Source organism: Nocardioides sp. JQ2195 (assembly GCF_012272695.1).
Taxonomy (GTDB): Bacteria; Actinomycetota; Actinomycetes; order Propionibacteriales; family Nocardioidaceae; genus Nocardioides.
The window spans coordinates 1,002,338-1,024,354 of record NZ_CP050902.1 but is presented as its reverse complement, the minus strand read 5'-3'; the positions used below and the strand labels follow the sequence as shown (position 1 = coordinate 1,024,354).

24 protein-coding genes, 1 other RNA gene, 1 pseudogene and 1 riboswitch are annotated in these 22,017 nt (G+C 68.3%); of the genes and pseudogenes, 8 read left to right on the top strand and 18 right to left on the bottom strand.

Going from position 1 to position 22,017, the window contains the following annotated elements:
- Positions 1-51 precede the first annotated feature (51 nt).
- The 4 genes from ncot_RS04835 to ncot_RS04820 are packed head-to-tail and all read left to right on the top strand — an operon-like array spanning position 52 to position 2,767.
- Complete coding sequence (locus ncot_RS04835; RefSeq protein ID WP_168616589.1) at positions 52-750, top strand: TetR/AcrR family transcriptional regulator; 699 nt, start codon at positions 52-54, stop codon at positions 748-750.
- Complete coding sequence (locus ncot_RS04830; RefSeq protein ID WP_168616588.1) at positions 747-1,034, top strand: DUF4873 domain-containing protein; 288 nt, start codon at positions 747-749, stop codon at positions 1,032-1,034. Before ncot_RS04835 ends, ncot_RS04830 begins: the two co-directional genes overlap by 4 nt.
- A gap of 42 nt (positions 1,035-1,076) precedes the next feature.
- The gene (locus tag ncot_RS04825) at positions 1,077-1,520 is read left to right on the top strand and encodes a MarR family transcriptional regulator (RefSeq protein WP_168616587.1); all 444 of its coding nucleotides are present in this window, start codon (positions 1,077-1,079) and stop codon (positions 1,518-1,520) included.
- The gene (locus ncot_RS04820; protein WP_240938071.1) at positions 1,517-2,767 is read left to right on the top strand and encodes an MFS transporter; all 1,251 of its coding nucleotides are present in this window, start codon (positions 1,517-1,519) and stop codon (positions 2,765-2,767) included. The genes ncot_RS04825 and ncot_RS04820 overlap by 4 nt, the downstream gene beginning before the upstream one ends.
- 137 nt (positions 2,768-2,904) lie before the next feature.
- Here the strand turns inward: ncot_RS04820 and ncot_RS04815 are convergent.
- Both ncot_RS04815 and hppD read right to left on the bottom strand, forming a co-directional pair.
- Positions 2,905-4,013 (bottom strand): annotated as a pseudogene (locus ncot_RS04815) (multidrug effflux MFS transporter).
- 214 nt (positions 4,014-4,227) lie between these two features.
- Positions 4,228-5,460, bottom strand: coding sequence for a 4-hydroxyphenylpyruvate dioxygenase (gene hppD / locus ncot_RS04805; RefSeq protein ID WP_240938070.1), 1,233 nt, complete (start codon positions 5,458-5,460; stop codon positions 4,228-4,230).
- A gap of 81 nt (positions 5,461-5,541) precedes the next feature.
- Here hppD and ncot_RS04800 point away from each other — a divergent pair, with 81 nt between their 5' ends.
- Positions 5,542-6,030 (top strand): Lrp/AsnC family transcriptional regulator, encoded by a 489-nt coding sequence (locus ncot_RS04800; protein WP_206065152.1) that lies wholly within the window; start codon positions 5,542-5,544, stop codon positions 6,028-6,030.
- A 116-nt stretch (positions 6,031-6,146) separates the two neighbouring features.
- Here ncot_RS04800 and ncot_RS04795 read toward each other — a convergent pair whose 3' ends face one another.
- From ncot_RS04795 to ncot_RS04775, 5 genes are all read right to left on the bottom strand, one after another.
- Positions 6,147-6,782 (bottom strand): helix-turn-helix domain-containing protein, encoded by a 636-nt coding sequence (locus ncot_RS04795; RefSeq protein ID WP_168616583.1) that lies wholly within the window; start codon positions 6,780-6,782, stop codon positions 6,147-6,149.
- A 76-nt stretch (positions 6,783-6,858) separates the two neighbouring features.
- The gene (locus ncot_RS04790; RefSeq protein WP_168616582.1) at positions 6,859-8,658 is read right to left on the bottom strand and encodes a DEAD/DEAH box helicase; all 1,800 of its coding nucleotides are present in this window, start codon (positions 8,656-8,658) and stop codon (positions 6,859-6,861) included.
- Positions 8,655-8,903: a DUF3039 domain-containing protein gene (locus tag ncot_RS04785; RefSeq protein ID WP_168619168.1), complete on the bottom strand. Its 249-nt coding sequence runs from the start codon at positions 8,901-8,903 to the stop codon at positions 8,655-8,657. Before ncot_RS04785 ends, ncot_RS04790 begins: the two co-directional genes overlap by 4 nt.
- A gap of 34 nt (positions 8,904-8,937) precedes the next feature.
- Entirely contained in the window at positions 8,938-9,492 is a 555-nt protein-coding gene (locus tag ncot_RS04780) for a YqgE/AlgH family protein (protein ID WP_168616581.1), read from the bottom strand.
- 118 nt (positions 9,493-9,610) lie between these two features.
- Complete coding sequence (locus ncot_RS04775; RefSeq protein WP_168616580.1) at positions 9,611-10,141, bottom strand: hypothetical protein; 531 nt, start codon at positions 10,139-10,141, stop codon at positions 9,611-9,613.
- 129 nt (positions 10,142-10,270) lie between these two features.
- Here ncot_RS04775 and ncot_RS04770 point away from each other — a divergent pair, with 129 nt between their 5' ends.
- Complete coding sequence (locus ncot_RS04770) at positions 10,271-10,981, top strand: TetR/AcrR family transcriptional regulator (RefSeq protein ID WP_168616579.1); 711 nt, start codon at positions 10,271-10,273, stop codon at positions 10,979-10,981.
- Positions 10,982-11,098: 117 nt separating this feature from the next.
- Here ncot_RS04770 and ncot_RS04765 read toward each other — a convergent pair whose 3' ends face one another.
- The 4 genes from ncot_RS04765 to ncot_RS19605 all read right to left on the bottom strand — a co-directional run bounded on the left by ncot_RS04765 (position 11,099) and on the right by ncot_RS19605 (position 14,347).
- Complete coding sequence (locus ncot_RS04765) at positions 11,099-12,112, bottom strand: DUF3048 domain-containing protein (RefSeq protein ID WP_168616578.1); 1,014 nt, start codon at positions 12,110-12,112, stop codon at positions 11,099-11,101.
- Between the two features lie 170 nt (positions 12,113-12,282).
- Entirely contained in the window at positions 12,283-12,774 is a 492-nt protein-coding gene (locus ncot_RS04760) for a C40 family peptidase (RefSeq protein ID WP_168616577.1), read from the bottom strand.
- 4 nt (positions 12,775-12,778) lie between these two features.
- A riboswitch (cyclic di-AMP (ydaO/yuaA leader) is annotated at positions 12,779-12,942 on the bottom strand.
- 188 nt (positions 12,943-13,130) lie between these two features.
- Positions 13,131-13,892 (bottom strand): 3-oxoacyl-ACP reductase FabG, encoded by a 762-nt coding sequence (fabG, locus tag ncot_RS04755; RefSeq protein ID WP_168616576.1) that lies wholly within the window; start codon positions 13,890-13,892, stop codon positions 13,131-13,133.
- 38 nt (positions 13,893-13,930) lie between these two features.
- Entirely contained in the window at positions 13,931-14,347 is a 417-nt protein-coding gene (locus ncot_RS19605) for an HIT family protein (RefSeq protein WP_240938069.1), read from the bottom strand.
- Between the two features lie 247 nt (positions 14,348-14,594).
- On the opposite strand from ncot_RS19605, the gene ncot_RS04745 reads away from it, so the two are divergent.
- The gene (locus ncot_RS04745) at positions 14,595-16,295 is read left to right on the top strand and encodes a sodium:solute symporter family protein (protein WP_168616574.1); all 1,701 of its coding nucleotides are present in this window, start codon (positions 14,595-14,597) and stop codon (positions 16,293-16,295) included.
- Positions 16,296-16,307: 12 nt separating this feature from the next.
- Positions 16,308-16,439, top strand: a complete 132-nt coding sequence (locus ncot_RS19600; protein WP_240938068.1) for a putative transporter small subunit — start codon at positions 16,308-16,310, stop codon at positions 16,437-16,439.
- Between the two features lie 76 nt (positions 16,440-16,515).
- Here the strand turns inward: ncot_RS19600 and ncot_RS04740 are convergent, their stop codons facing one another.
- The 7 genes from ncot_RS04740 to ncot_RS04710 all read right to left on the bottom strand — a co-directional run bounded on the left by ncot_RS04740 (position 16,516) and on the right by ncot_RS04710 (position 22,012).
- The gene (locus ncot_RS04740) at positions 16,516-17,892 is read right to left on the bottom strand and encodes a M15 family metallopeptidase (RefSeq protein WP_168616573.1); all 1,377 of its coding nucleotides are present in this window, start codon (positions 17,890-17,892) and stop codon (positions 16,516-16,518) included.
- A gap of 31 nt (positions 17,893-17,923) precedes the next feature.
- Entirely contained in the window at positions 17,924-18,178 is a 255-nt protein-coding gene (locus ncot_RS04735) for a hypothetical protein (protein WP_168616572.1), read from the bottom strand.
- A 35-nt stretch (positions 18,179-18,213) separates the two neighbouring features.
- Positions 18,214-18,603 carry a hypothetical protein gene (locus ncot_RS04730; protein WP_168616571.1) on the bottom strand — a complete coding sequence of 130 codons (390 nt, stop codon included), beginning with the start codon at positions 18,601-18,603 and terminating at the stop codon, positions 18,214-18,216.
- A gap of 177 nt (positions 18,604-18,780) precedes the next feature.
- Positions 18,781-19,150, bottom strand: a transfer-messenger RNA (tmRNA) gene (gene ssrA, locus ncot_RS04725).
- 86 nt (positions 19,151-19,236) lie between these two features.
- Positions 19,237-20,181 carry an amidohydrolase family protein gene (locus ncot_RS04720; protein WP_168616570.1) on the bottom strand — a complete coding sequence of 315 codons (945 nt, stop codon included), beginning with the start codon at positions 20,179-20,181 and terminating at the stop codon, positions 19,237-19,239.
- Positions 20,178-20,654 (bottom strand): SsrA-binding protein SmpB, encoded by a 477-nt coding sequence (smpB, locus tag ncot_RS04715; RefSeq protein WP_168616569.1) that lies wholly within the window; start codon positions 20,652-20,654, stop codon positions 20,178-20,180. Before smpB ends, ncot_RS04720 begins: the two co-directional genes overlap by 4 nt.
- A gap of 80 nt (positions 20,655-20,734) precedes the next feature.
- A complete protein-coding gene (locus ncot_RS04710; RefSeq protein WP_168616568.1) occupies positions 20,735-22,012 on the bottom strand; it encodes a M23 family metallopeptidase in 1,278 nt (425 codons plus the stop codon).
- Positions 22,013-22,017: the final 5 nt, after the last annotated feature.

The following is a 22,017-nucleotide window of genomic DNA, read 5'->3' as shown; positions in this document are numbered from 1 at the left end:
CCTCGGGGATAACTGTTACTTCAAGTTACGGATACCGCTAGAGTGACCCACATGACACGCAAGGTCAAGACCCCCGAACCCGCCGACGGGCGGGCGACCCGCTGGGAGGAGCACCGCGACCAGCGCCGCGCCACCCTGATCGAGGCGGCCGTCGCGGCGATCGACGAGCACGGCGCCGACGCCAGCATCGCGCAGATCGCGGCGACGGCCGGGGTCAGCAAGCCGGTGCTCTATCGCTACTTCGCCGACAAGGACGAGCTCCACGCCGCCGTCGGCTCCTGGGGCGCCCAGCAGGTGCTCGAGCAGGTGATCCCCACCCTGCTCACCGACCTTCCGATCCGCGAGCGGATCGCGCGCAGCGTCGACGGCTACCTCGGCGTCATCGCCGAGCACCCCCACCTGTTCCACCTGGTCGTGCAGCATCGCACCGAGTCCAAGGACCCACTCGCCGACGGCAGGCAGGCGATCACCTCGGCCTTCGCCCGCGTGATCGGCGACGGCATGCGCCACCTCGGAGTCGACGCCGCGGGAGCCGAGCCGTGGGCCCACGGCCTCGTCGGCCTCGGGCTCTCCACCGGCGAGTGGTGGCTGACCAGGCAGACAATGTCGCGGGCCGCGGTCGCGCGCTACCTCACCGAGTTCGTCTGGCACGCCTTCGAGGGCATCGCCGAGGAGTACGGCGTCCCCCTGACCTCCCTGGACTCACCCACCCGCGCAGCCACTCCGATCCGGAAGGACCACGAGGTATGAGCAACCACCTCCCCGAGGCCGACGAGTACGCAGGTCCCGCCAACCTCATTGCCGGAGAGACACGGCTGCAGGTCGAGGTCACCCTGCGCAGCGTCTTCCAGCCGATCGACGGCCACCTGCACTGGTACGGCCGGATCGCCAGGAACCCCGAGCTGGAGCACGGCTGCACCCCGGGCAGCACGGTCTCCTTGACCACCCCGGCCGGCAGCGCCGAGGGCAGGATCAACGACGTGGACCCGTGGGGCCGCTTCCGGATCGCCGGCACGGGACGGCCACCGTTCTGATCGGATTCGATTTACATAGGTTCCCTATGCAATAGTGGGGGCATGGCGCAATCCGAGTCCCTCCTGGTCGCCAGCAGCGACCTGGTCACCTACGCCGCCCGGTTCGTGCGTGCCTCCCGCCAGCACATCCACCACACCCCGCCGGCGGGGATCCGGGTGTTGTCGCTGCTCGACGAGCACGGCGCCTCCGGGGTCAGCCAGCTCGCCACCATGGACCGCTGCTCCCAGCCGACGATGTCAGGCGCCGTGGCCGGCCTCGTCGAGCGTGGATGGGTCTCCAAGGAGCCCGACCCACGCGACGCGCGCGCTTCCCTGGTCACGCTCACCGACTCCGGGCGCAGCGCCCTGGCGGTGGTACGTCGCCGCAGCGCGGAGACGGTCTCCGCCGCCATCACCGATCACCCGACCCTCACCGCACACGACCTCGACACCGCCGTGGCCGTTCTCGTCGCCGTGCTCGAGGCAACCCAGGAAGGACCCCAGTGACCCACCACGTCCCCGCCGAACCCGAGTCCGGCTCCATGCTCCACCAGCCCCGGGCGGTGTGGGCGGTCGCCTTCGCCTGTGTCATCGCGTTCATGGGCATCGGCCTCGTGGACCCGATCCTCAAGCAGATCGCGGAGAAGCTCGAGGCCTCACCGAGCCAGGTCTCGCTGCTCTTCACCAGCTACATGGCCGTGATGGGCGTGGCCATGCTGGTCACCGGCGTGGTCTCCAGCCGGATCGGCCCGAAGAAGACCCTGCTCAGCGGCCTGGCCCTGATCATCATCTTCGCCGGCCTCGCCGGCGCCTCCGGCTCGGTGGACGCCGTGATCGCCTTCCGCGCCGGCTGGGGCCTGGGCAACGCCCTGTTCGTCGCCACCGCGCTGGCCACCATCGTGCAGGCATCGAAGGGCTCGGTGGCCCAGGCGATCATCCTCTTCGAGGCCGCGCTCGGACTCGGCATCGCCTCGGGGCCGCTCGTCGGCGGGCTGCTCGGTGAGCACTCCTGGCGGGCACCGTTCTTCGGCGTCTCGTCCCTGATGGCGATCGCACTGGTCGCGACCACGGTCTTCCTGCCCGCCACTCCCCCGACGGGACGACGTACGTCGCTGGCCGACCCGTTCCGCGCACTGCGCCACCCCGCACTCCTGCTGCTCGCGCTGACCGCGATCTTCTACAACCTCGGGTTCTTCACCATCCTGGCCGCCGGCCCGTTCGCACTGCCGAGCGCCGGGATCATGCAGATCGGCTGGATCTTCTTCGGCTGGGGCATCCTGCTCGCCTTCACCTCGGTCGTGGTCGCCCCGGCCCTCCAGCGTCGCTTCGGCACGATGCCGTCGATGATCGCCTGCCTCACCCTCTTCGGGCTCGACCTGCTGGTGATGGCGCTGTTCACCCAGCACGAGATCGTGATCGTGGTCGGCATCATCGTGGCCGGCGCCTTCCTCGGGGTGAACAACACGCTGGTCACCGAGGCAGTGATGGGTGCGGCTCCGGTCGATCGCCCGGTCGCCTCGGCGGCCTACTCGTTCGTCCGCTTCTCCGGTGGCGCCGTCGGCCCCTACGCCGCACTCAAGATGGGTGAGAACATCAACATCCACGCGCCGTTCTGGTTCGGCACCGTCGCGATCTTCATCGGCATTGCCATCGTGTCCGTCGGCACGCCGACCATCCGGCGCGCGCTGAACGGCCCGCCGGCCGCACACGGCGCCGACGAGGCAGAGGCCGTCCTGGTCGGCGACCTGGACTGAAGCTGGCTGCCCTGCGAAGCGGGCACCAGCGGCCGGGACCGTGGAGGCTGCCGCAGACGGCCGGTTTCGTCCCGGCATCGCCCGGGTCCCGACCGGAGCTGGTGGCTCCGACGCCGGGTCAGCCGCCGCGCGAGCGGTCAGGCAGCGCGCACCGTTCCCCGCGCCAGCGCCCGGCGGTGTGCCGCCCAGCACAACGCCCCCAGCACCACCAGGACCAGTGCGGTGAGCGCGAAGCCCAGCGCCGACCCACCGACGTACGGCGTGATCGCCACGGCTGCGACGGCGTTGAACGACAACGTCACGCAGGTCATCCCCGACATCACCGCGCCGCGTCGCGTGGGCAGCAGGTCGAGCACCATCAGCTGCACGATCGGATAGCCGAGTCCGTTGCCGAAGGACAACAGGGCCAGTCCCACGACCGCCCACGGCAACGTGTCCCCGAGCCCGACGAGAGCCAGCACGGTCCCCAGGACCATGCCTCCCAAGGAGATCGCATAGCCCGCACTGACGATCAGCACGGGCTCGACGACACCCGCGGATCGACCACTGGCCCACGAGCCGAGCACCATCGCGCCGATCATCGGCACGAAGAGCTTCCAGAAGTCGAGCTCGCCGCCACCGAGCACGTCGACCACGAAGATCGCTGCGCCACCGATGTAGAGGAACTGCGCTCCGAACACGAAGGTCCCGGCCCAGGCGATTCGGTGGAAGGCCGGCTGGCGCACGACCTCGCCCAGGCCATGCAGGATCTCCTTGACCCTCAGCTCGGTCCGCGCTTCCTTCGGATGCGTCTCGGGCAGCACCAGCAGGGTCGCCACGATCAGCACGAGCCCCATCACACCCATGAACCAGAAGACCAGGTGCCACGGACCCAGCTGCAGGAGGATCCCACCGACAATCGGGGCGATGGCGGGCGCCAGGCCGAAGATCATCGCCACCTGCTCATCAGCCGCTGCGCCTGCGGCCCGTCGAACACGTCACGGATGACGGTTCGGCTGACGATCGTGGATCCTCCCGCTGACAAGCCCTGCACCACACGGCCCACCAGCAGCCAGCCCAGCGACGGGGCCAGCGCGCACCCGATCGAGGCGACGACGTAGACCGCGATCGAGCCGAGGATCACCGGGCGTCGACCGAGGGCGTCCGAGAGCGGCCCGTGGAAGATGCTCATCGCGGCGAACGCCAACATGTACGCGGTCACGACCAGCTGCAGCTGGTCGGAGTCCACCCGCAGCGCCACGCGCATCTCGTCGAACGCCGGGAAGGGGGTGTCGATGCTGAACGGGCCGATCATGCTGAGCATCGCCAGCACGATCGGCAGCGCAACCAGGACCCGGCGCGAGCGAGGATCGAGGGCTGGCGTCACCCACGGAGTATGTCGCACCCCGTGAAACGACAACGTGTGGGATCCGACGTGCGTGACACGTCGGATCCCACACGTTGTGTGGGTCGATCGCGACTCAGAGGTTGCCGCGGGCGTCCTGCTCGCGCTCGATGGCCTCGAAGAGCGCCTTGAAGTTGCCCTTGCCGAAGCCGAGCGATCCGTGGCGTTCGATGAACTCGTAGAACACGGTCGGTCGGTCCCCCATCGGCTTGGTGAAGATCTGCAGCAGGTAGCCGTCCTCGTCGCGGTCGACGAGGATCTTGCGCTTCTTCAGCTCCTCGATCGGGACCCGCACCTCGCCGATCCGGGCACGCAGCTCGGGGTCGTCGTAGTAGGAGTCGGGGGTGTCGAGGAACTCGATGCCGTTGTCGCGCAGGATGTCGACGCTGCGCAGGATGTCGTTGGTGGCCAACGCGATGTGCTGGCAGCCGGCGCCGTCGTAGAACTCGAGGTATTCGTCGATCTGCGACTTCTTCTGCGCGACCGCCGGTTCGTTGAGCGGGAACTTCACCCGGTGGTTGCCCGAGGCGACCACCTTGCTCATCAGCGCGGAGTAGTCGGTGGCGATGTCGTCGCCGATGAACTCGGCCATGTTCGTGAAGCCGAGCACCTTGTTGTAGAACGTCACCCACTCGTCCATGCGACCGAGCTCGACGTTGCCGACGCAGTGGTCGACGGCCTGGAAGAGTCGCTTCGGGTGGCCCTCTCGGCGGGCCACCTTGGTGGTCGCCTCGACGTAGCCGGGGAGGTAGGGGCCGTCGTACCTCGACCGGTCGACCAGCGTGTGCCGGGTCTCGCCGTAGGTCGCGATGGCCGCGGTGCGGACGGTGCCGTGCTCGTCGGACTCGTCGTGCGGCTCCACCAGGATCGTCGCACCCTGGGCGCGGGCGTGCTCGATGCACTTGTCGACGTCGGGCACCTCGATGGCCAGGTCGACGACGCCGTCGCCGTGGTGGCGGTGGTGGTCGAGCACGGGGCTGTCGGGGGTCACACCCCCGGTGAACACGAACCGCGCCGAGCCGGAACGGAGCACGTAGGACTTCGACTCGCGGCAACCGTTCTCCGGGCCGCGGTAGGCCTCCAGCTCCATGCCGAGGGCGAGCTGGTAGAACGTCGCGGTCTGGGTGGCGTTGCCGACCACGAAGCAGACCGCGTCCTGGGCGATCACCGGGAACGGGTCGCTGCTGGCGTCGTACTCCACGAGGCCGACCAGCTGCTGGAGCTGCTCGAGGGTGAGGTCTGCCTTGAGCTCGTCGGCGGTCAGGGCACCGCCGCTGGCACCACCGGATTCCTTGGCTGTCGTCGTCATGGCTCAAGCCTGTCGATCGGCGACAAGGTGTGCAACAGTACGACGAAACACTGTGCATGTTGTCCAACAGAAGGTGGGATGATGGATGATCTCGATGCCACATTGATCGGTCTGTTCGCCAATGAGCCTCGGATCGGCGTGCTCGAGGCCTCCCGGCGCCTCGGGGTGGCTCGCGGCACCGTCCAGGCCCGGCTCGACAAGCTGGCCGCCAGCGGCGTCGTCACGGGCTGGGGCCCGGACCTCGACCCCGCCGCCCTGGGCTATCCGGTGACCGCGTTCCTCACCCTAGAGATCCGGCAGGACGCCACTGACCTCGGCGGGCACGACACCGTGGCGCGCAAGCTCGAGCAGGTCCCCGAGGTGCTCGAGGCCTACACCATCACCGGCGCCGGCGACATGTGGGTGCGCGTGGTGGCCCGGTCGAACGTCGACCTGCAGCGGGTCATCGACCGGGTGCTGGCCGACCCGACCATCGTCCGGTCGACGACAGTGATCGCGCTGGCCGAGCAGGTGCCCTACCGCACCCTCCCCCTGACACGAGCCCTCGATCCGCGAACGGGCAATCGTTGATGCGCGAACGGGCAATCGTTGTTGCGCGAACGGACAATCCACGGATCTTCACCTCAACTGCGCGTTCGACACGCAATGATTGCCCGTTCGCGACGCAAGAACTGCCCGTTCGCGAGTCAGGCGAGCCGGGTGGCCACGTCCGCGGCAGCTGCCGCCACCTGGGGGCCGAGCTTCTCCACGTCGAGCACCCCGAGCGTGACGATGCCCACGGACGCCTCAAGCCCATCGACGCCCCGCACCGGCGCGGCAAGGCCCTTGGCACCAGCCTGCAGCTCTCCCGCCGTCACTGCAAAGCGCGCGACGGCCGGATCCCGCCCGAGGAGGATCGCCTTCCCGGCCGCGCCCTGGGCCAGCGGGTGCCGTGCGCCGACCCGATAGGCCACGTGGAAGTCGGTCCACGACGGCTCCACCACGGCCAGTGCCAAGGCCTCCTCTCCGTCGGCGACGGTCAGGTGAGCGGTGCAGCCACTCGACTCGGCCAGGGCACGCAACACCGGCACCGCCAGGTCGCGCAGCACCGGCTGGACCGCAGAGGCCAGGTGCAGCACCCCGAGGCCGACGTGCAGCCGTCCCCTGGCATCGCGGCGTACGAGTGCGTGCTGCTCGAGCGTGGCCACCAACCGGTAGACGACGGTGCGGTTCACCGAGAGCCTGGCAGCCAGCTCGGTCACGGTCAGCCCGGACTGGGTCTCGGCCAGCACTCGGAGGACGCGCAGCCCACGATCGAGTGTCTGCGAGGTCTCCGTGGCCATGCGGTGAGCCTAGCGGGGCACGACGCCGGAGTGCAGCGTCTGAGAGGTGGGTCGAGCGACCGCGCGCCCAGCCGGGTCAGGACGTCTTGCGAACCGCCCATTCACGGACCAGGTCGATGCGCTTGCGCAACAGGTCGGCCCCGGCGACCGCCGCAGCGGGCCCCCCGGTCTCCTTGCGCAGCGCCGCATGGGTGACACCGTGGGGCTGCCCGGTGCGGTGGAACCACGCGGCGACGAGGCCGTTCAGCTCGCGCCGCAGGACGGCCAGTTGCTCGTGCGTCGAGACCTGGGCCACCGAGTCGGCCTCGGGGGCCTTGGCCCGCTTGGTCTTCGCTGCTCGCTCGGACTGACGGGTGCGCAGCAGGTCGCGGACCTGGTCGGCCTCGAGCAGCCCGGGGATGCCGAGGAAGTCCATCTCCTCCTCGGACCCGACGTGCACCTCGCCCTCATGGCCGAACTCACCGCCGTCGTAGAGCACGCGGTCGAAGGTCGCCTGCGAGCCGAGCGCCTCCCACGGGCCCATCATCTCGTCGCCCAAAGCCGACTCGGTCGCGTTGGCCTGGTTCATCAGGTCCTCTTCGGCGCCGAAGATGTCTCCGTCGTCGTTGACCTTGCGACCGAGGACGTGATCGCGAGCCACCTCCATCTCCGAGGCGTGCAGGAGCAGGTTGGGCACCGACGGCAGGAACACCGATGCGGTCTCGCCGCGCTTGCGGGCACGAACGAAGCGCCCGACTGCTTGGGCGAAGAAGAGCGGCGTCGAGATCCGGGTCGCGTAGACACCGACCGCCAACCGTGGCACGTCGACACCCTCGGAGACCATCCGCACGGCCACCATCCACCGGTCGTCGGAGTCGGCGAACTTCGCGATCTTCTTCGACGCTGCCTTCTCGTCGGAGAGCACGACGACGGGCGACTGGCCGCTGATCGCCTTGAGCAGCTTCGCGTAGGCGCGGGCGGAATCCTGGTCCGAGGCGATCACCAGTCCACCGGCATCGGGCACGTGTCGACGCACCTCGGAGAGCCGGCGGTCGGCGGCCTCGAGGACCGCAGGCATCCACGATCCGGCCGGGTCGAGCGCTGTGCGCAACGCTTGAGCGGTCTGGTCCTTGGTCAGCGGCTCACCCAGGCGGGCGGAGATCTCGTCGCCGGCGCGCGTGCGCCACTGCATCTCACCGGAATAGGCCATGAACAGCACCGGGCGGACGACGTGGTCGGCCAGCGCCTCGCCGTACCCGTAGGTGTAGTCGGCCAGCGAACGCGGAATGCCGTCGTCGCCGGGCGCATAGGTGACGAACGGGATCGGGTTGATGTCGGAGCGGAACGGCGTCCCGGTCAGGGCCAGGCGTCGGTGCGCCGGCTCGAAGGCTTCGCGTACGCCGTCCCCCCACGACAGTGCGTCGCCGGCGTGGTGCACCTCGTCGAGGATGACCAGCGTCTTGAACCGCTCGGTGCGGATCCGGTGGGCCAGCGGGTTCACCGCCACACCGGCATACGTGAGCGCGATCCCGACGTAGTCCTTGGAGGTCCTGCCCTGCCCCGCGGAGTAGTTGGGGTCGATCGGGATGCCGGCACGGGCGGCGGCCTCGGCCCACTGCGTCTTGAGGTGTTCCGTGGGCGCGATGATGGTGATCCGGTCGATGATCCGACGTCCGAGCAGCTCGGAGGCGACGGTCAGCGCGAACGTCGTCTTCCCGGCACCGGGGGTGGCCACGGCGAGGAAGTCGCGCGGCGACTCGGTGAAGTACTTCTCCAGCGCTGCTGCCTGCCACGCACGCAGGGACTGCGCGGTGCCCCACGCGGCACGGTCCGGCCAGGCCGGGGTGAGAGGGGGCGTGTTCGGTACGACGGGCTGGCTGGCGGGCCCTTCCGTCACTCGGAGCCTCCCCCGCCCTGCGGCAGGCTCTCCCAGATCTCCTTGCACTCCGGGCACACCGGGAACTTCTCCGGCGACCGGCTCGGCACCCAGGTCTTGCCACACAGGGCGGTCACGGGCGTGCCCATGACCATCGCCTCCATGACCTTGTCCTTGGGCGCGTAGTGAGAGAACCGCTCGTGGTCACCCTCGTCGGTCGGGACGGTCTTGCGGTCCTCGAGGACGTCTGTCTGGCTGAATCCGATCGGGTTGCTCACGTTCACCACTGTATGTCAGATGTCAGTTCATCAAGGGGTCGGCCGGGCGTGTTGAGACCCACGCCAGCTCACCGGGCTGACGGCGGAGCACGTCGGTGCGCAGCGTCGTGGTGTCCTCACGGAACAGGTCGCCGACGTCGGCGGGGACGACGTACCAGGCGCCCTCGTCGATCTCGGCGGCGAGCTGCTCGGCACCCCATCCGGCGTACCCGGCAAAGATGCGCAGGTCGGCCAGTCCTCCTTCGACGAGCTCCAGGGGCGAGTCCAGGTCGACCAGGCCCACGTCGGCGAAGGTGGCCCTGAACCCGACCGGCTCGTCGCCGGGGTCGGAGAGTCGGGCCACGGCCAGTGCTCCATCGGTCGACACCGGGCCACCGTGGAAGAGCACGGCGGGCTCGGCAACCAGGTCACGCCAGTCCGCGAGCGCTTCGGCGACCAGCAGCATCGTCGGACGGTTGAGCACCACGCCCAGCGCACCGTCCTCGCCGACGTCGAGGAGCAGGACCACGGAGTCGGCGAAGTTCGGGTCGGCCAGCTGGGGGCTGGCCACCAGCAGTGCTCCGGCTCGTGGCTCCATGCACCCAGCATGCCAAAACATGACAACAGACCCCGGGCCGACACTGGGGAGGGAGGGAGTGCGGAAGGGAGGGGCCGCGGGCGTGTCGACGCCGGGGTCTGTCAGTCTGGGTGCGCACTCAGGCGGCGAGGGCCGCCTTGATGCGATCGAGGAAGCCGACGTTGCCGGGAGTCGGCGACGGCTCAGGGAGCTGGTAGCCCGCTCGCGCGGCCGCCTCGATCCGGGCCCCGATCCGGGCTCCGTGCTCGTCGGCCTGCACGGCCGAGACCAGTCCTGCCATCACGGCCAGCATCTGGCGTTCCTTCGCCGTCGCCGTGGCCATCGCCTGCGCCATCCGGTCGTCCAGCGGCGCGGCCCGATAGCTGTCCTGGACCTCGCGGATCCCGGGAAGCTCATCGGCCGTGGCCCGCCAGGCGGCGATCACCGCGGACTCGAGGTCCATCGGCTGGTTGCTGAGCTCGGCCTCGATGTGGCCCGAGAGTCGGGCAAACCAGCGCAGTTGCAGGGCGCCGAGGACGTCGAGCTCGTCGTGGAAGGTCTGGGCGACGCCGGGCAGGTCCATCGGGAGGATTCCATCCCGGCGGACGCCCACCTCGGCGACGAGGGAGCGGAGGACGTCTCCGCGCTGGTGAAAGGCTTCCCAGGTCATGGTGCAGCTCCTTTCGATTTCACGTACCGACGGTACGTACTAAGAGTATGTACCCGACCGACGGTATGCAAACCGACCACTGCGTGACCTCGACCACAGCACGCGGCAGCGCCCACCTATGCTGAGCCAATGAGCAAGTCCGCTGCCAAACGCCTCATGCCGAGCCTTCCTCTCCCCGATCTCCCCGGGGCCACCCGGCGCCAGCAGTACTCCAGCAGCACCAAGCGAGCCCTGGTGGAGGCGGCCGCCGGGCTGTTCGCCGAGCACGGCTACGCCAGCACCTCCCTCGACGCGATCGTCGCTGAGGCGCAGGTCACCAAGGGCGCGCTCTACCACCACTACAGCGGCAAGCAGGCCCTCTTCGAAGCCGTCTTCGAGCGCATCGAGGCCGAGGCCGCCCAAGCCATCGCCAAGGGAGTCAAGGGGGTCAAGGACCCCTGGGAGAAGGCGCTCGAAGGGCTTCGCGCCTTCCTCACGGTGGTCCAGGACCCGGCCTACCGCCGCATCGTGATCCAGGAGGGCCCTGCCGTGCTGGGCTACGAGCGCTTCCGCGAGCAGGAGGAACGCTCCTCGTTCGCGATCGTGCTCGACGTGGTGCAGAACGTGCTCTCCGCGGGTCCGTGGGAGCTGGAGCAACCCATGATCGACACCTTCAGCCGGATCTTCTTCGGCGCGCTGAGCAGTGCCGGGGAAGGAGTCGCGTCCAGCGCCCAGCCCGAGGAGGCCAGTGCCCGCGTGGAGGCAGCCATCGGCTTCATGCTGATGGGACTGCGCAGCCTGGTCGACCAGGGCATCGAGCTGGTCGACCCCGTGACCGGCGACAGCGCGGTGCGCAACTGAGGACCGGGACCCTCCGCCCACAGGGACCCTCCCGTCCACAGGGACCCTCCGCCAGCGGCTGACCAACGACGAAAGGGCCTCCGACCGAAGCGGTCGGAGGCCCTTTCGTGATCGGCGTCAGTTGTAGCTGACGTTCCCGCCGTCAGCGGGGACCAGCTCGATCCAGACGTTGCCGGCCGGGATCTTCAGCGCACCCGCCTTGGTCTTGAGCTTGAGCGCACTGTCGGCCGCTCCCTTGCTCCAGGTGCCGGTCACGGCCTTGCCGTCGTTGAAGACAGTGGCCTCTCCGGTGCCGTGGAACTTGGTCTCGGGCACGAAGTTGCCGGCCGGGTCCTTGTAGCCCGCATCGCCCACCTCGACCTTGAGCACCAGCACGGTGTCGGGGGTGAACTGGTCGTCGGCGGCGGCGTTGGAGTTCTGGTTGTGGTACTTGCCACCCTGGAACGACCAGTTGGTGGTGTGTCCACCCGAGAACGACGCCGAGATGGAGGTGGCCTTCTTGCCCTTGGGCAGGTCCTTCGCCTCGCCCCACGGCAGGTAGTCGTCGGGACGGGCGTCCTCGGAGAGCTTGCTCGCCTTGGCGAGCTTGCCCAGGTCGACCATCAGGTTGTAGGGAGCAGAGCGGCCGGAGTCCCGGTAGAAGCCGGCAGCGCCCTCCTGGTGGAACCTGATGCCGGCACCCTTGAGGCGGTTGATCGTCGGCATCGCGGCGCCGCTGGTGACCATCTGGGCGTCCACCGGCGACACGATGCCGATGTCGGAGGCGCGCATCGAACGGACCGGACCCACCTGGGCGGGGATCGTGGAGTAGTAGAACGCCGCCAGCCGCGTGCTGCCCCCCTCGACGAGCTCCTCGACCACCATGTCGGCCGAGCTGAGCCCGATCTGCGGGGCACTGCTGCCGGTGTTGTCGATCTTGACGACGTAGACGGGGTGGTCCTGGCTGGCCGAGTCCTTGCCCGAGACGTCGAGGCCGGTCATCGGCCAAGTGCTCTCGAGCACCTCGGCCCGAGCCTGCTTCTTTGCCTCCTGGGCCTGCTCGTCGTTCTTGTCATCTCCGCCGCAGGCAGTGAGCGTCAGGCTCAGGGCAAGGGCGGCCGCCAAGGCCATCGTGGGGCGGACACGGCGCACGTGGATCTCCGATCGTCAACAACTTCAGTCGAGAAGCAAGTGTGAAGGTGTGCCACCCCGATCCGGGGAGGCGCGCCCTCGGCACGGCGAGGATCGCCGGGGGTGAACCTACTCGCGTGACCCAGCCCACAGGACCGAGCGGTCGAGCAGTGCCACGGCACCCGTTCGACTCACCGCCGCCGCAGGGTGCCGGCGTAGAATCTGGTCGTCCAGGCGAACTCACGCTTCACCCTGCTCCCGCTGTTGGGGGCGTGGAGGATCTTCACGCGACCGTCCTTGCGGCGAATGAAGATCCCCACGTGGTAGACCCGGCCGTCGTCGTGGAAGAACACCAGGTCGCCCTTGCGCAGGTTGCGCTTGCGGATCTTGCGCACGAAGTCGTACTGCGCGCTCGACGTCCGCGGCAGTCCCCGAAAGCCGGCCCGCTGGTAGGCGAAGTAGGTCAGGCCGGAGCAGTCGAACCGGTTCGGGCCGGCCGCGCCGTACTTGTAGCGGTCGCCGATCTGCCGGGCCGCGACCCGGTAGGCCTTCTGGATCTTCTCCGAGCGGGTCAGCTGGGTGGCTGCCTCGGCCTCCGGCGGTTCGACCACGGTGCCGGCCAGCACCAAGGAGGCGATGAGCAGTGGCAGCACCAGCAGCCTGGAGAGCAGTTGCACGGGCATGGGTGGGTCCTTTCCCACGCCTGTGGGGTGAGCTGTCGGGTTGGAGCCGGAAAGTGCTCCGCCACCGTCGGGTGGCTTCACCCCGAGCAGCGCCGACCCGTCGGGCCGGCGCCGCGTGGAACCTGTGGGTCCCCCACTCCTGCCCCTCGGCTTCGATCGATCACGGGACACTCCGGGACGGGGCAGGACTCGGCGTTGTCCCGGAGTGCGTTGAGTTGTCCGCCTGCACGATAAGCGTCTCGGACGCCGGAAATCCACGGAATGCGATCACCCAGCACGCACGGGACCCCACGTCGTACGCCGTCTCCGGAAGGACGACCTCCACTGAGCCGGGTCCGCAGGTGCCCGGGAGTGCCTCAGCCGAGCTTGGCTCCGCCGTCGACGTAGAGCGTCTGGCCGGTGATGTACGACGCCTCGTCGCTGGCCAGGAACGCGGCTGCCGCGGCGATGTCCTCGGGGAAGCCGACGCGACGGACCGGGTTCGCCTCGGCGTTGAGCCTGCGGAACTCATCGACGTCCATCTTCAGACGAGCCGCGGTCGCGTCGGTCATCTCGGTGGCGATGAAGCCGGGGGCGATCGCGTTGGCGTTGATGCCGAACGGGCCGAGCTCGATGCCGAGGGTGCGGGTGAAGCCCTGCACACCCATCTTGGCCGCCGAGTAGTTGGCCTGGCCCCGGTTGCCCAGCGCGGAGACGCTGGAGAGGTTCACGATCTTGCCGTACTTCTGCTCCACGAAGTGCTTCTGCGCCGCCTTGGTCATCAGGAAGGCACCCTTGAGGTGAACGCCCATGACGAGGTCCCAGTCCTGCTCGGTCATCCTGAACAGCAGGTTGTCGCGGGTGATCCCGGCGTTGTTCACGAGGATGTGGATGCCACCGAGCTCGGAGACCACGCGCTCGACGGCTGCCTCGACGGAGGCTGCGTCGCTGACGTCGGCTCCGATGCCGACGGACTTCACGCCGTCGCCCAGCTTGCCGGCCGCCTCACTCGCTGCGGACTCGTCGAGGTCGATGATCGCGACCGCGGCCCCTTCCTCGGCGAACCGCTTGGCGGTGGCGAAGCCAATGCCTCGTGCCGAACCGGTGACCACGGCCACGCGTCCGTCAAAGCGACCCATTTGATTCTCCTTCGGTGAGATGCACGTTCACGACCACCCTAGTCAGGCTCGAGCACGGCTCTGAGCCGGGCGGCATACTCCGCTGGCTCGCCGTCGGCGTACTTCGTGCGCGGCCAGAAGAATCCGCGCAACCCGTCCCCCTTCGTGCGGGGCACCACGTGCAGGTGCAGGTGTGGCACGGACTGGGAGACGGTGTTGTTCATCGCGACGAAGCTCCCCTGCGCGCCCAGCCCGGCGACCATCGCGGAGGCGAGCTGCTGCCCGGCGGCCAGGAAGGGCTCACGCAGCTCGGGCGGCAGGTCCGGCAGCGTGACCACGTGTCGCCGGGGCACCAGCAGGACGTGGCCCTTGAAGACCGGCCGCCGGTCAAGGAAGGCCAGCAGCTGCGGCGTCTCGAGGACCACCTCCGCGGGCGTCTCCCCCGCGACGATCGAGCAGAAGGCGCAGGCAGTCACGAGTGACCCACGCCACGGTCGAGGAGGACGGTCATGCCCAGAACGTAACCTCCTGTTACGGTGCTTGTCAGTTACAGCCAACTGGCTGGGCCGGACCTCCGCGACCTGACGGTCCGCGAAGTTGGACCGGTCTTCCGCGGGATCAACGATCCCTGAACCCTGCCGACCGGCCCGGTTGGCGTCAATCGCCGCGACCACGAGTCGAGTGCGTCCGGGCCGTGGTCGCGTGCGAACCAGAGGAGCACCAGTGCCCGGAATCGAGTCCGCGCAGTTCAGCATTCCCGTCATCGTCGCCCTGTTGCTGTTCTTCTACGGAGGAACGTTCTGGGTCTCGACCATGATCGGGAAGAAGGAAGAGAATGCCGACGGCTTCATGACCGCCGGCAACAACATCGGCTTCGGCATCTCCGCCGGCAGCATGACCGCCACGTGGATCTGGGCGTCCTCGATGTACGCCGCCGCCACCTCCGGCTTCACGTACGGCATCTCCGGCCCGATCCACTACGGGTTCTGGGGGGCGCTGATGATCCTGTTCATCTATCCCTTCGGCAAGCGGATCCGCGCCGTCGCGCCACGCGCGCACACCTTGGCCGAGGTGATGTTCGCCCGGCACGGTCGCTCCAGCCAGTTGCTGCTCGCCGGGTCCAACCTGGTCGGCAGCCTGATCAGCCTGATGTCGAACTTCATCGCAGGTGGGGTGCTGATCTCCCTGCTCTCCCCCTTCAACTTCACCCAAGGTGTCGTCACGGTGGCCGGCGGGACACTGCTCTACACCCTCTGGTCAGGATTCCGAGCCTCGGTGCTGACCGACTTCCTGCAGGTCCTCGCGATGCTCGGTGCGGTCGCAGTGATCGTGCCCTTCATCTTCTTCGCCGCCGGGTTCCCGGCCGTCTTCGAGACCGGCGCGGGAAACCTGACGGCCCAGCAGGGCAACTTCTTCTCCAGCGATGCCTTCCTGAACCAGGGTGCGCCGTACATCGCAGCGGTGCTCGCCTACGCCATCGGCAACCAGACCATCGCCCAGCGGCTCTTCGCGGTCCGTGAGGACCTGATCAAGCCGACGTTCCTCACCGCGACGCTGGGCTACGGGTCGATGGTGATCGGCGTCGGCATGCTCGGTGTCCTGGCGCTCTACCTCGGTTTCGAGCCCAGTGGCGGCGAGGTCAACAACCTGATCCCCGAGATGGCCGCCGAGTACCTGCCCGGCCTCCTGCTGGCGGTCTTCTTCATCATGATCATCGGCGCGCTCTCCTCCACCGCCGACTCCGACATGGCCGCGATGGCCTCCATCGTGATGGCCGACGTCTACGGCCAGAGCGTCGGCAAGGACAACGCCGACCCGAAGCTGATGCTGCTGATCGGTCGCGGCACGATGGTCGTCGCGACCGCGACGGCCGTGGTGTTCGCCAGCTTCCAGCTGAACATCCTCGACCTGCTCGTGTTCGTCGGAGCCCTCTGGGGTGCCTTGGTGTTCCCGGTGATCGCCAGCTTCTACTGGAACAAGGTGACCAACAAGGCTTTCACCACCTCGGTGCTGATGGCCCTGGCCGTCTTCCTGCCGGTGCGCTTCGAGTGGATCCCGCTCACCGGTGTCGTCGGCATCGGGGTCGACATCCTCTCGGTGATCGGGATCGGCATCGTGCTCGGCCTGATGTGCTTCGGCTTCTTCGGGCTCCGGCCGGCATTGACCGTCGGCATCATCGCCTCGGTCGTCTCCGCGCCGTTCGTGATCGGCTTCCTGCACGACTACGCGACCCTCAGCGGGTCGTTGGTCGCCTACGCGGTGAGCACCATCGTGTGCTGGGCGATGTCGACGTCCTCCGACACGGAGTTCGACTTCGACGAGATCTCACTCACGGTCGGCGACTTCGACGACAGCGATGCCGCGGTCGTCGCCGTGGCCGAGCCCATCGGCCGCCACGACGACGACCTCGACCCGACCCACTGACCAGGAGGAATCATGGAAACCGCTCTGTTGACCGCCTATGTGCTCATCTGGCCCCTGTTGGCCGCGCTCGTGCTGCTCGTGATCTCGGTCGCGTTCGTCAAGGAGTACCGCACCGCCAGGGAGAAGGGCGAGGACATCGTCTGACCGGCACCGACACCGACGGCACCGGGTCGCGGTCATCTGATGACTGCGACCCGGTGCCGTCGTGAGGGGCTGTGGCTCAGTGGCAGTTGCCGACGCAGGGTGGTGCGATGCGGATCTGCGCCGAGCCGGCGGTGGCGTCGAAGTGCTGGGTGTCGCCGAGCCCGTAGGTCCAGAACAGGCCGTGCCGGCGCATCAGCCTGACCATCGCGTGGTCGCGCGATCGCCACGCGTAGCGCGGGTTCGAGTGGGACTGCCACCACGTGTTCGGGACGATCCCGGTCGCCGACCGGTAGGGGTTCTCCCAGGTGTTCACGTCGACCGCGGTGCCGTAGGAGTGCGGGGAACGAACCCCCGGCCGGTTGACCACGCTGCGGCAGTTGAACGCCGACGTGTTGCCAGCCGCCATCGACTTGTAGTCGTTGCCCCCGTGCAGCTTCGCGCTCCAGCCGAAGCGGTCGACGCGGTACATCGACCGGATCGGCAGCCTGCGCTCGTAGATCTCCCTGAACGCGGCGGCCACGTTGCCCGAGACCCGCGCGTTGACGACGATCTCACCACGTCGCCGGTAGCCGTCGTACGCCCAGTAGTTGACCCGGATCAACCGGAGTCCGGCACGGCCGACCGGGCACCCACTGTGCCAGGTGCGCCCCACCATCTGGTGCCACATCGGGTCGGGGATGCGCCGGATCGTGACGGCTGCCCCGCGCTGGGTGGCGCGCGGCTGCGCCGGAAGCTTGACCCGGGGCCTGGGAGCTGCGTCGGGCAGGACCACGGGACGACCGGGTGGGAGGTTGTTGATGCGGCGTCTGTTGCTGGTGTCGCCGCTCACCCAGGCCAGTCGCTTGCCCCGGGCCCGCCACACGCTGTCGCTGCGCACCTTGTAGCGCCAGCTGGCGCGGCCCTTGTCATTGGTGCGCAGCTTGTGGACGGTGCGCCACCTGCCGTTCCTGCGAGTCTGGACGAGCACCCGGCCAGCGACCGGCATGCCGCTGCGGGTGCGCCACAGGATCGAGAAGTCGACAGCCTGCTCGTCGACCACGGTCTTCGGCGCATCCAGCCTCAGACGGCTGTGACGTCGCTCCAGGTCGAGCCGCTTCGGCCCGGTGCTCGATGCGGCGTACGTCGAGCCTCCGGCATGGCGGGCCCGGAACACGTTGTCGGCCTTGAGCCGGCTGAGCTTGACCGTGACCTGCACGGAGCCGTCGGCGTCGGTGACCGTCTCGGTGACTGACCTCCAGTCTCCACCGACTCGCCGCTCGAGAGTGACCGGACCGCCGACGACGTCGGTCCCGTCGGCCGCGGTGACGGTGATGGTGACCGGGACCGGGAGTCCGGACGGGCTGGCCGGCGCTCGCATCGTGGTGGTCGTGGCGACCAGGTCGGTGGGGAGCTCGTCCGCCCTCGCCACCGACGGAGCCAGGCCCAGGCCGAGGACCACGACCAGACTGGTCACCAGGGGACGTATCAGCCGTGTGGTTCCCATGTCACGCGGACTTGCGTCCCACACCACCCTCGAGGAGACCGAGGACGATGAGGGCCACCACGCAGGCGGCGATCACGCTGAACGCGCCGTTGGCGTGCCATGGCTCACTGCGCAGCAGGTTGGCCCCGACACCACCGACGACGGCACCCGCGACGCCGGCAGGGACGGTGAGCATGACCTGGGGGTCACGCAGTCCTCCTGCCAGCGCGCGGGCCAGCACGCCGAGGATCAGGCCAGCCAGGATGAAGGCGATCATGGGGGCAATCTAGCGTCCCCCGGCCTGATTTCCGGTCAGCGTCGGACGATGGTGCGCGTGGCGGCCGCCTTCTTGCCGACCTTCTTGACCTTCACCTTGAAGATGTCCTTGCCCTTGGTGTTGCGGCGGTCCTTGTCGATCTCGACCTCGCCGTCGCTGTCCGCGCGGTGCACCTTCTTGTGGATGACCTTGCCGTCGTGACGGATCACCACGCGCCACTTGCTGCCGCGCTTCGCATCGTCGATCTCGAAGGAGACCTCGAAGCGACCGTCGTCCTTCTCGACGTCGAACTCGTGGTGGGCCCCGGCGTAGCGGAACTCACGGTCGGCGTCGGCCGAGGCGGGGCTGGCACCCAGCACGGCGAGAGGCGTGGCGAGGAGTGCTGCGGTGCCGATCGTGGCGGCGGTCCTGCGAAGGTTGAACATCTTGTTTCCCTCTTTCACTGGTTCCTTGGTTGTGGCACCAGTCTCGGAGGCGTGGGTGAGGCAGTCATGAGGGCAAGATGAAGGAGTTCTCATCTCAGCGCGAGGGCCCGACAGACGACGATGCGGAAGACCCCGGCGTGTGGCCGGGGTCTTCCGCATCGTGTTCAAGAGGTGATCGTGTGGAGCTGGCGGGAATCGAACCCGCGTCCTCGAGCGCCGAACCAGGTCTTCTCCGGGTGCAGTCAGTGCTGGCGTTTTCTCGGCCCCGGTGCTCGCACGGACACGTCACCGACAGGCTCAGTCAGGAAAAAGTCCCGATCAATCCTCCTGACAGGAATTGATCAGCAAGCCTTCTGAATGAGGCCAGGGTCCGGGACGAAGGCGGATGCCCGGTCTGACCCTTCGATCACTGCTCAGGCAGCGAGAGCGAAGTCGTTGCGCTTAGAGTCGGCAACTATGGTTTTCCAGCGAACGTTAACGAGATGACGCTGGCTTCTCGACCCGCTTCCCCTGGAACAAACGTCCCAAGTCGAAACCGATCAGCCCCTCTTGAGTTGTACTGGTGCAACCATATCCGGGCCCGGGACATTCCCCCAACCGGGTTTCGTCGGCTCCTCCTCGCCTGTCGGAGCGTCAGGACGAGACTCCCGGGGCCGCGCTCCCCCCGAACAACGCCTCGCCGTTGCCCCACAGCACACGGCGGAGCCAGTCGTCCCCGAGGTCGAGCCGCTCCAACGCCTCGATCTGGTGGGCATAGGGATAGGGGATGTTCGGGAAGTCCGACCCGAGCAGCACCTTGTCGCCGAGAGCGTGCAGACGCGACGTCAGCTCCGGTGGGAATGGTCCGCCCATCTCCTCGAAGAAGTCGGTGAAGGCCATCGTGGTGTCCAACCGGACGTTGGCGAACTCCTCGGCCATCTCCATGAACTCGACGTACTCGGGGGCGCCCATGTGCGCCATCACCAGGGCGAGTCCGGGATGCCTTCCCAACAGCTCCCTCACCGGTCCGGGGCCGGTGAACTCGGTGGGCACCGGCCCTGAGCCCGCGTGGAGCACGATCGGCGTGCCGGCCTCGGCCAGCACGCCCCAGGCGTCGTCCAGCAGCGGGTCGGTGACGTGGAACCCGCCCACCTGCACGTGCACCTTGAACAGCTCCACACCCGAGGAGATGCGCGCGGAGACGTAGTCGGCGGCCCCCTCCTCCGGGAAGAACGTGCCGCAGTGCAGGGCCTCGGGCACGCGTTGCGCGAAGCCGGCTGACCACTCGTTGAGGAACTCCGCCATCGCCGGCTTGTGGGCGTAGGCCAAGGCGGAGAATCGTCGGACCCCGAAGCCACGCAGCGTCTCGACCAGCACGTCGTCGGTGTCTCGGTAGTTCAGCGGCCACGGTCGCCCGATCAACGGTCCTGCGGAGTCGAAGACGGCTCGCACCTTGGCCATCACGTTGGGTGGCAGGAAGTGGGTGTGGACGTCGAAGAACCCCGGAATTCCCAGTCGGCTGAGGGTGGTTTCGAGACGGCCTCGTTCCTCGGCCTCCTCAACCACCGTCGAGGGCCGCTCCGCCTGCGAGTCGGTCAACGCATGCCCTTGAGCCGACGGCCGATCTCGATCTCCTTCTCCCGGTTGGCCGTGCGCTCGGCAATCGTGTTGCGCTTGTCCCAGGCCTTCTTGCCCTTGGCCAGCGCGATCTCGATCTTGGCGCGACCGTCCTTGAAGTAGAGCGAGAGCGGCACGACCGTGAAGCCCTTCTCGTTGACCCGCCGCTCGATCTTGTCGATCTCGACGCGGTTGAGCAGGAGCTTGCGCTTGCGCCTGGAGGCGTGGTTGGTCCAGTTCCCCTGGGAGTACTCCGGGATGTGCACGTTGTGCAGCCAGACCTCACCGCCGTCGATCTCCACGAAGCCGTCGACCAGGGACGCCCGACCCATGCGCAGGGACTTCACCTCGGTGCCGACCAGGACCATGCCGGCCTCGTACGTCGTCTCGATGTGGTAGTCGTGGCGCGCCTTCTTGTTCTGCGCGACCAGCTTCGTGCCCTGCTCCTTGACCATGCGGTCATTCTCTCAGGAGCGGCAAGCCGGTTTCGAGACGGGCGCGCTGGGCGCCCGCCCCGACCTGCTCCAGTCGGGCCTCAGAGCCACTTCATGGGGTTGACCGGAGACCCGTTGGCCATCACCGTGAAGTGCAGGTGGCAGCCCGTCGACCAGCCGGTCGAGCCGACGTAGCCGACCACCTGACCACGCTCGACGTGGGCGCCCACCCCGACGGTGTACGACGTGGCGTGGTTGTAGATCGTGGCCAGGCCGACACCACGCTGGTGTCCGTGGTCGATGATCAGACGGTTTCCCCACGCCGTCTGGTAGTACCGCGAGATCACGGTGCCATCGGCCGCCGCATAGAGCGGCTGGCCGCAGCCGGCGCCGAAGTCGGTCCCGTCGTGCAGGGAGTAGTAGCCGTAGATCGGGTGCACCCGGTAGCCGAAGGACGAGGTGACCGGGCCACTCACCGGGTAGCTCAGGAACCCACCTGAAGCACCGGGCGGGCCGGTGTTGCCCGCCTTCTTGGCCGCTGCGGCGGCGCGTGCACGCAGCATCGCCTCGATGCGGTCCTGCTCCTTGCGCAGCTCGGCCAGCTCGGCCAGGTCACGGCGCTTCACCTTGGCCGCGCTGGCCTTGGCGCTGGAGCGCTTGCCCACGAGCTTCTTCACGGAGGCGGCCTGGCTCGCGGCCTGCGCCTCGAGGTCCTCCATCAGCTCGAGGTTCTCCGCCGCGGCGGCACGCTTGGTGGCCACCGAGTCCTTCTTGTCCTCGACGTTCTCCTCACGGACGCCGAGCAGGATCTTGGCGGCCTTGAGCTCGTCCAGGGCCTGGGTCTCGTCGCTGACCAAGGCGTCCTGGGAGGCGAGCGTGCGCGTGATGTCCGTGGGGTCCTCCGCGTTGAGGAGCGAGGAGAACGAGGCGAGTCGGGGGTCTCCCTGCTCATAGATGTCGGCGATCATCGCGCCGACGTCGTCGTTCTTCTCCGCCACGGCGGCCTGGCCCTCCCGGAGGTCGGCGCGGGCGTCGGCCAGGTCGAGCTCGGCCTGGTCGAGCGCTGCTTGCGCCTGCCGGTCCCTGACCTTCGCGGTGGTGAGCTGGCCTCGCGTGCTGATGAGCTCGGCGCGGGCCGACTTCAGCTCGGTGTGTGCTGCCTGCAGCCGCGCATTGGCCCTGCGCAGCGCCGCGCTGGACTCATCGAGATCCTGATGGGCAGAGCTCAGGTTCTTCTTGACCTGGCGCTGCTTGTCCTTCAGATCCTTGTCTCCGTCGGCATGTGCCAAGGGAGCACACACCATGCCGATCACCACGAGCAGTGTGGCCACCAGGGCCACCACGCGGTGTCGGTCGTCGCTGGGGAAGTAGCGAACCACCGTAG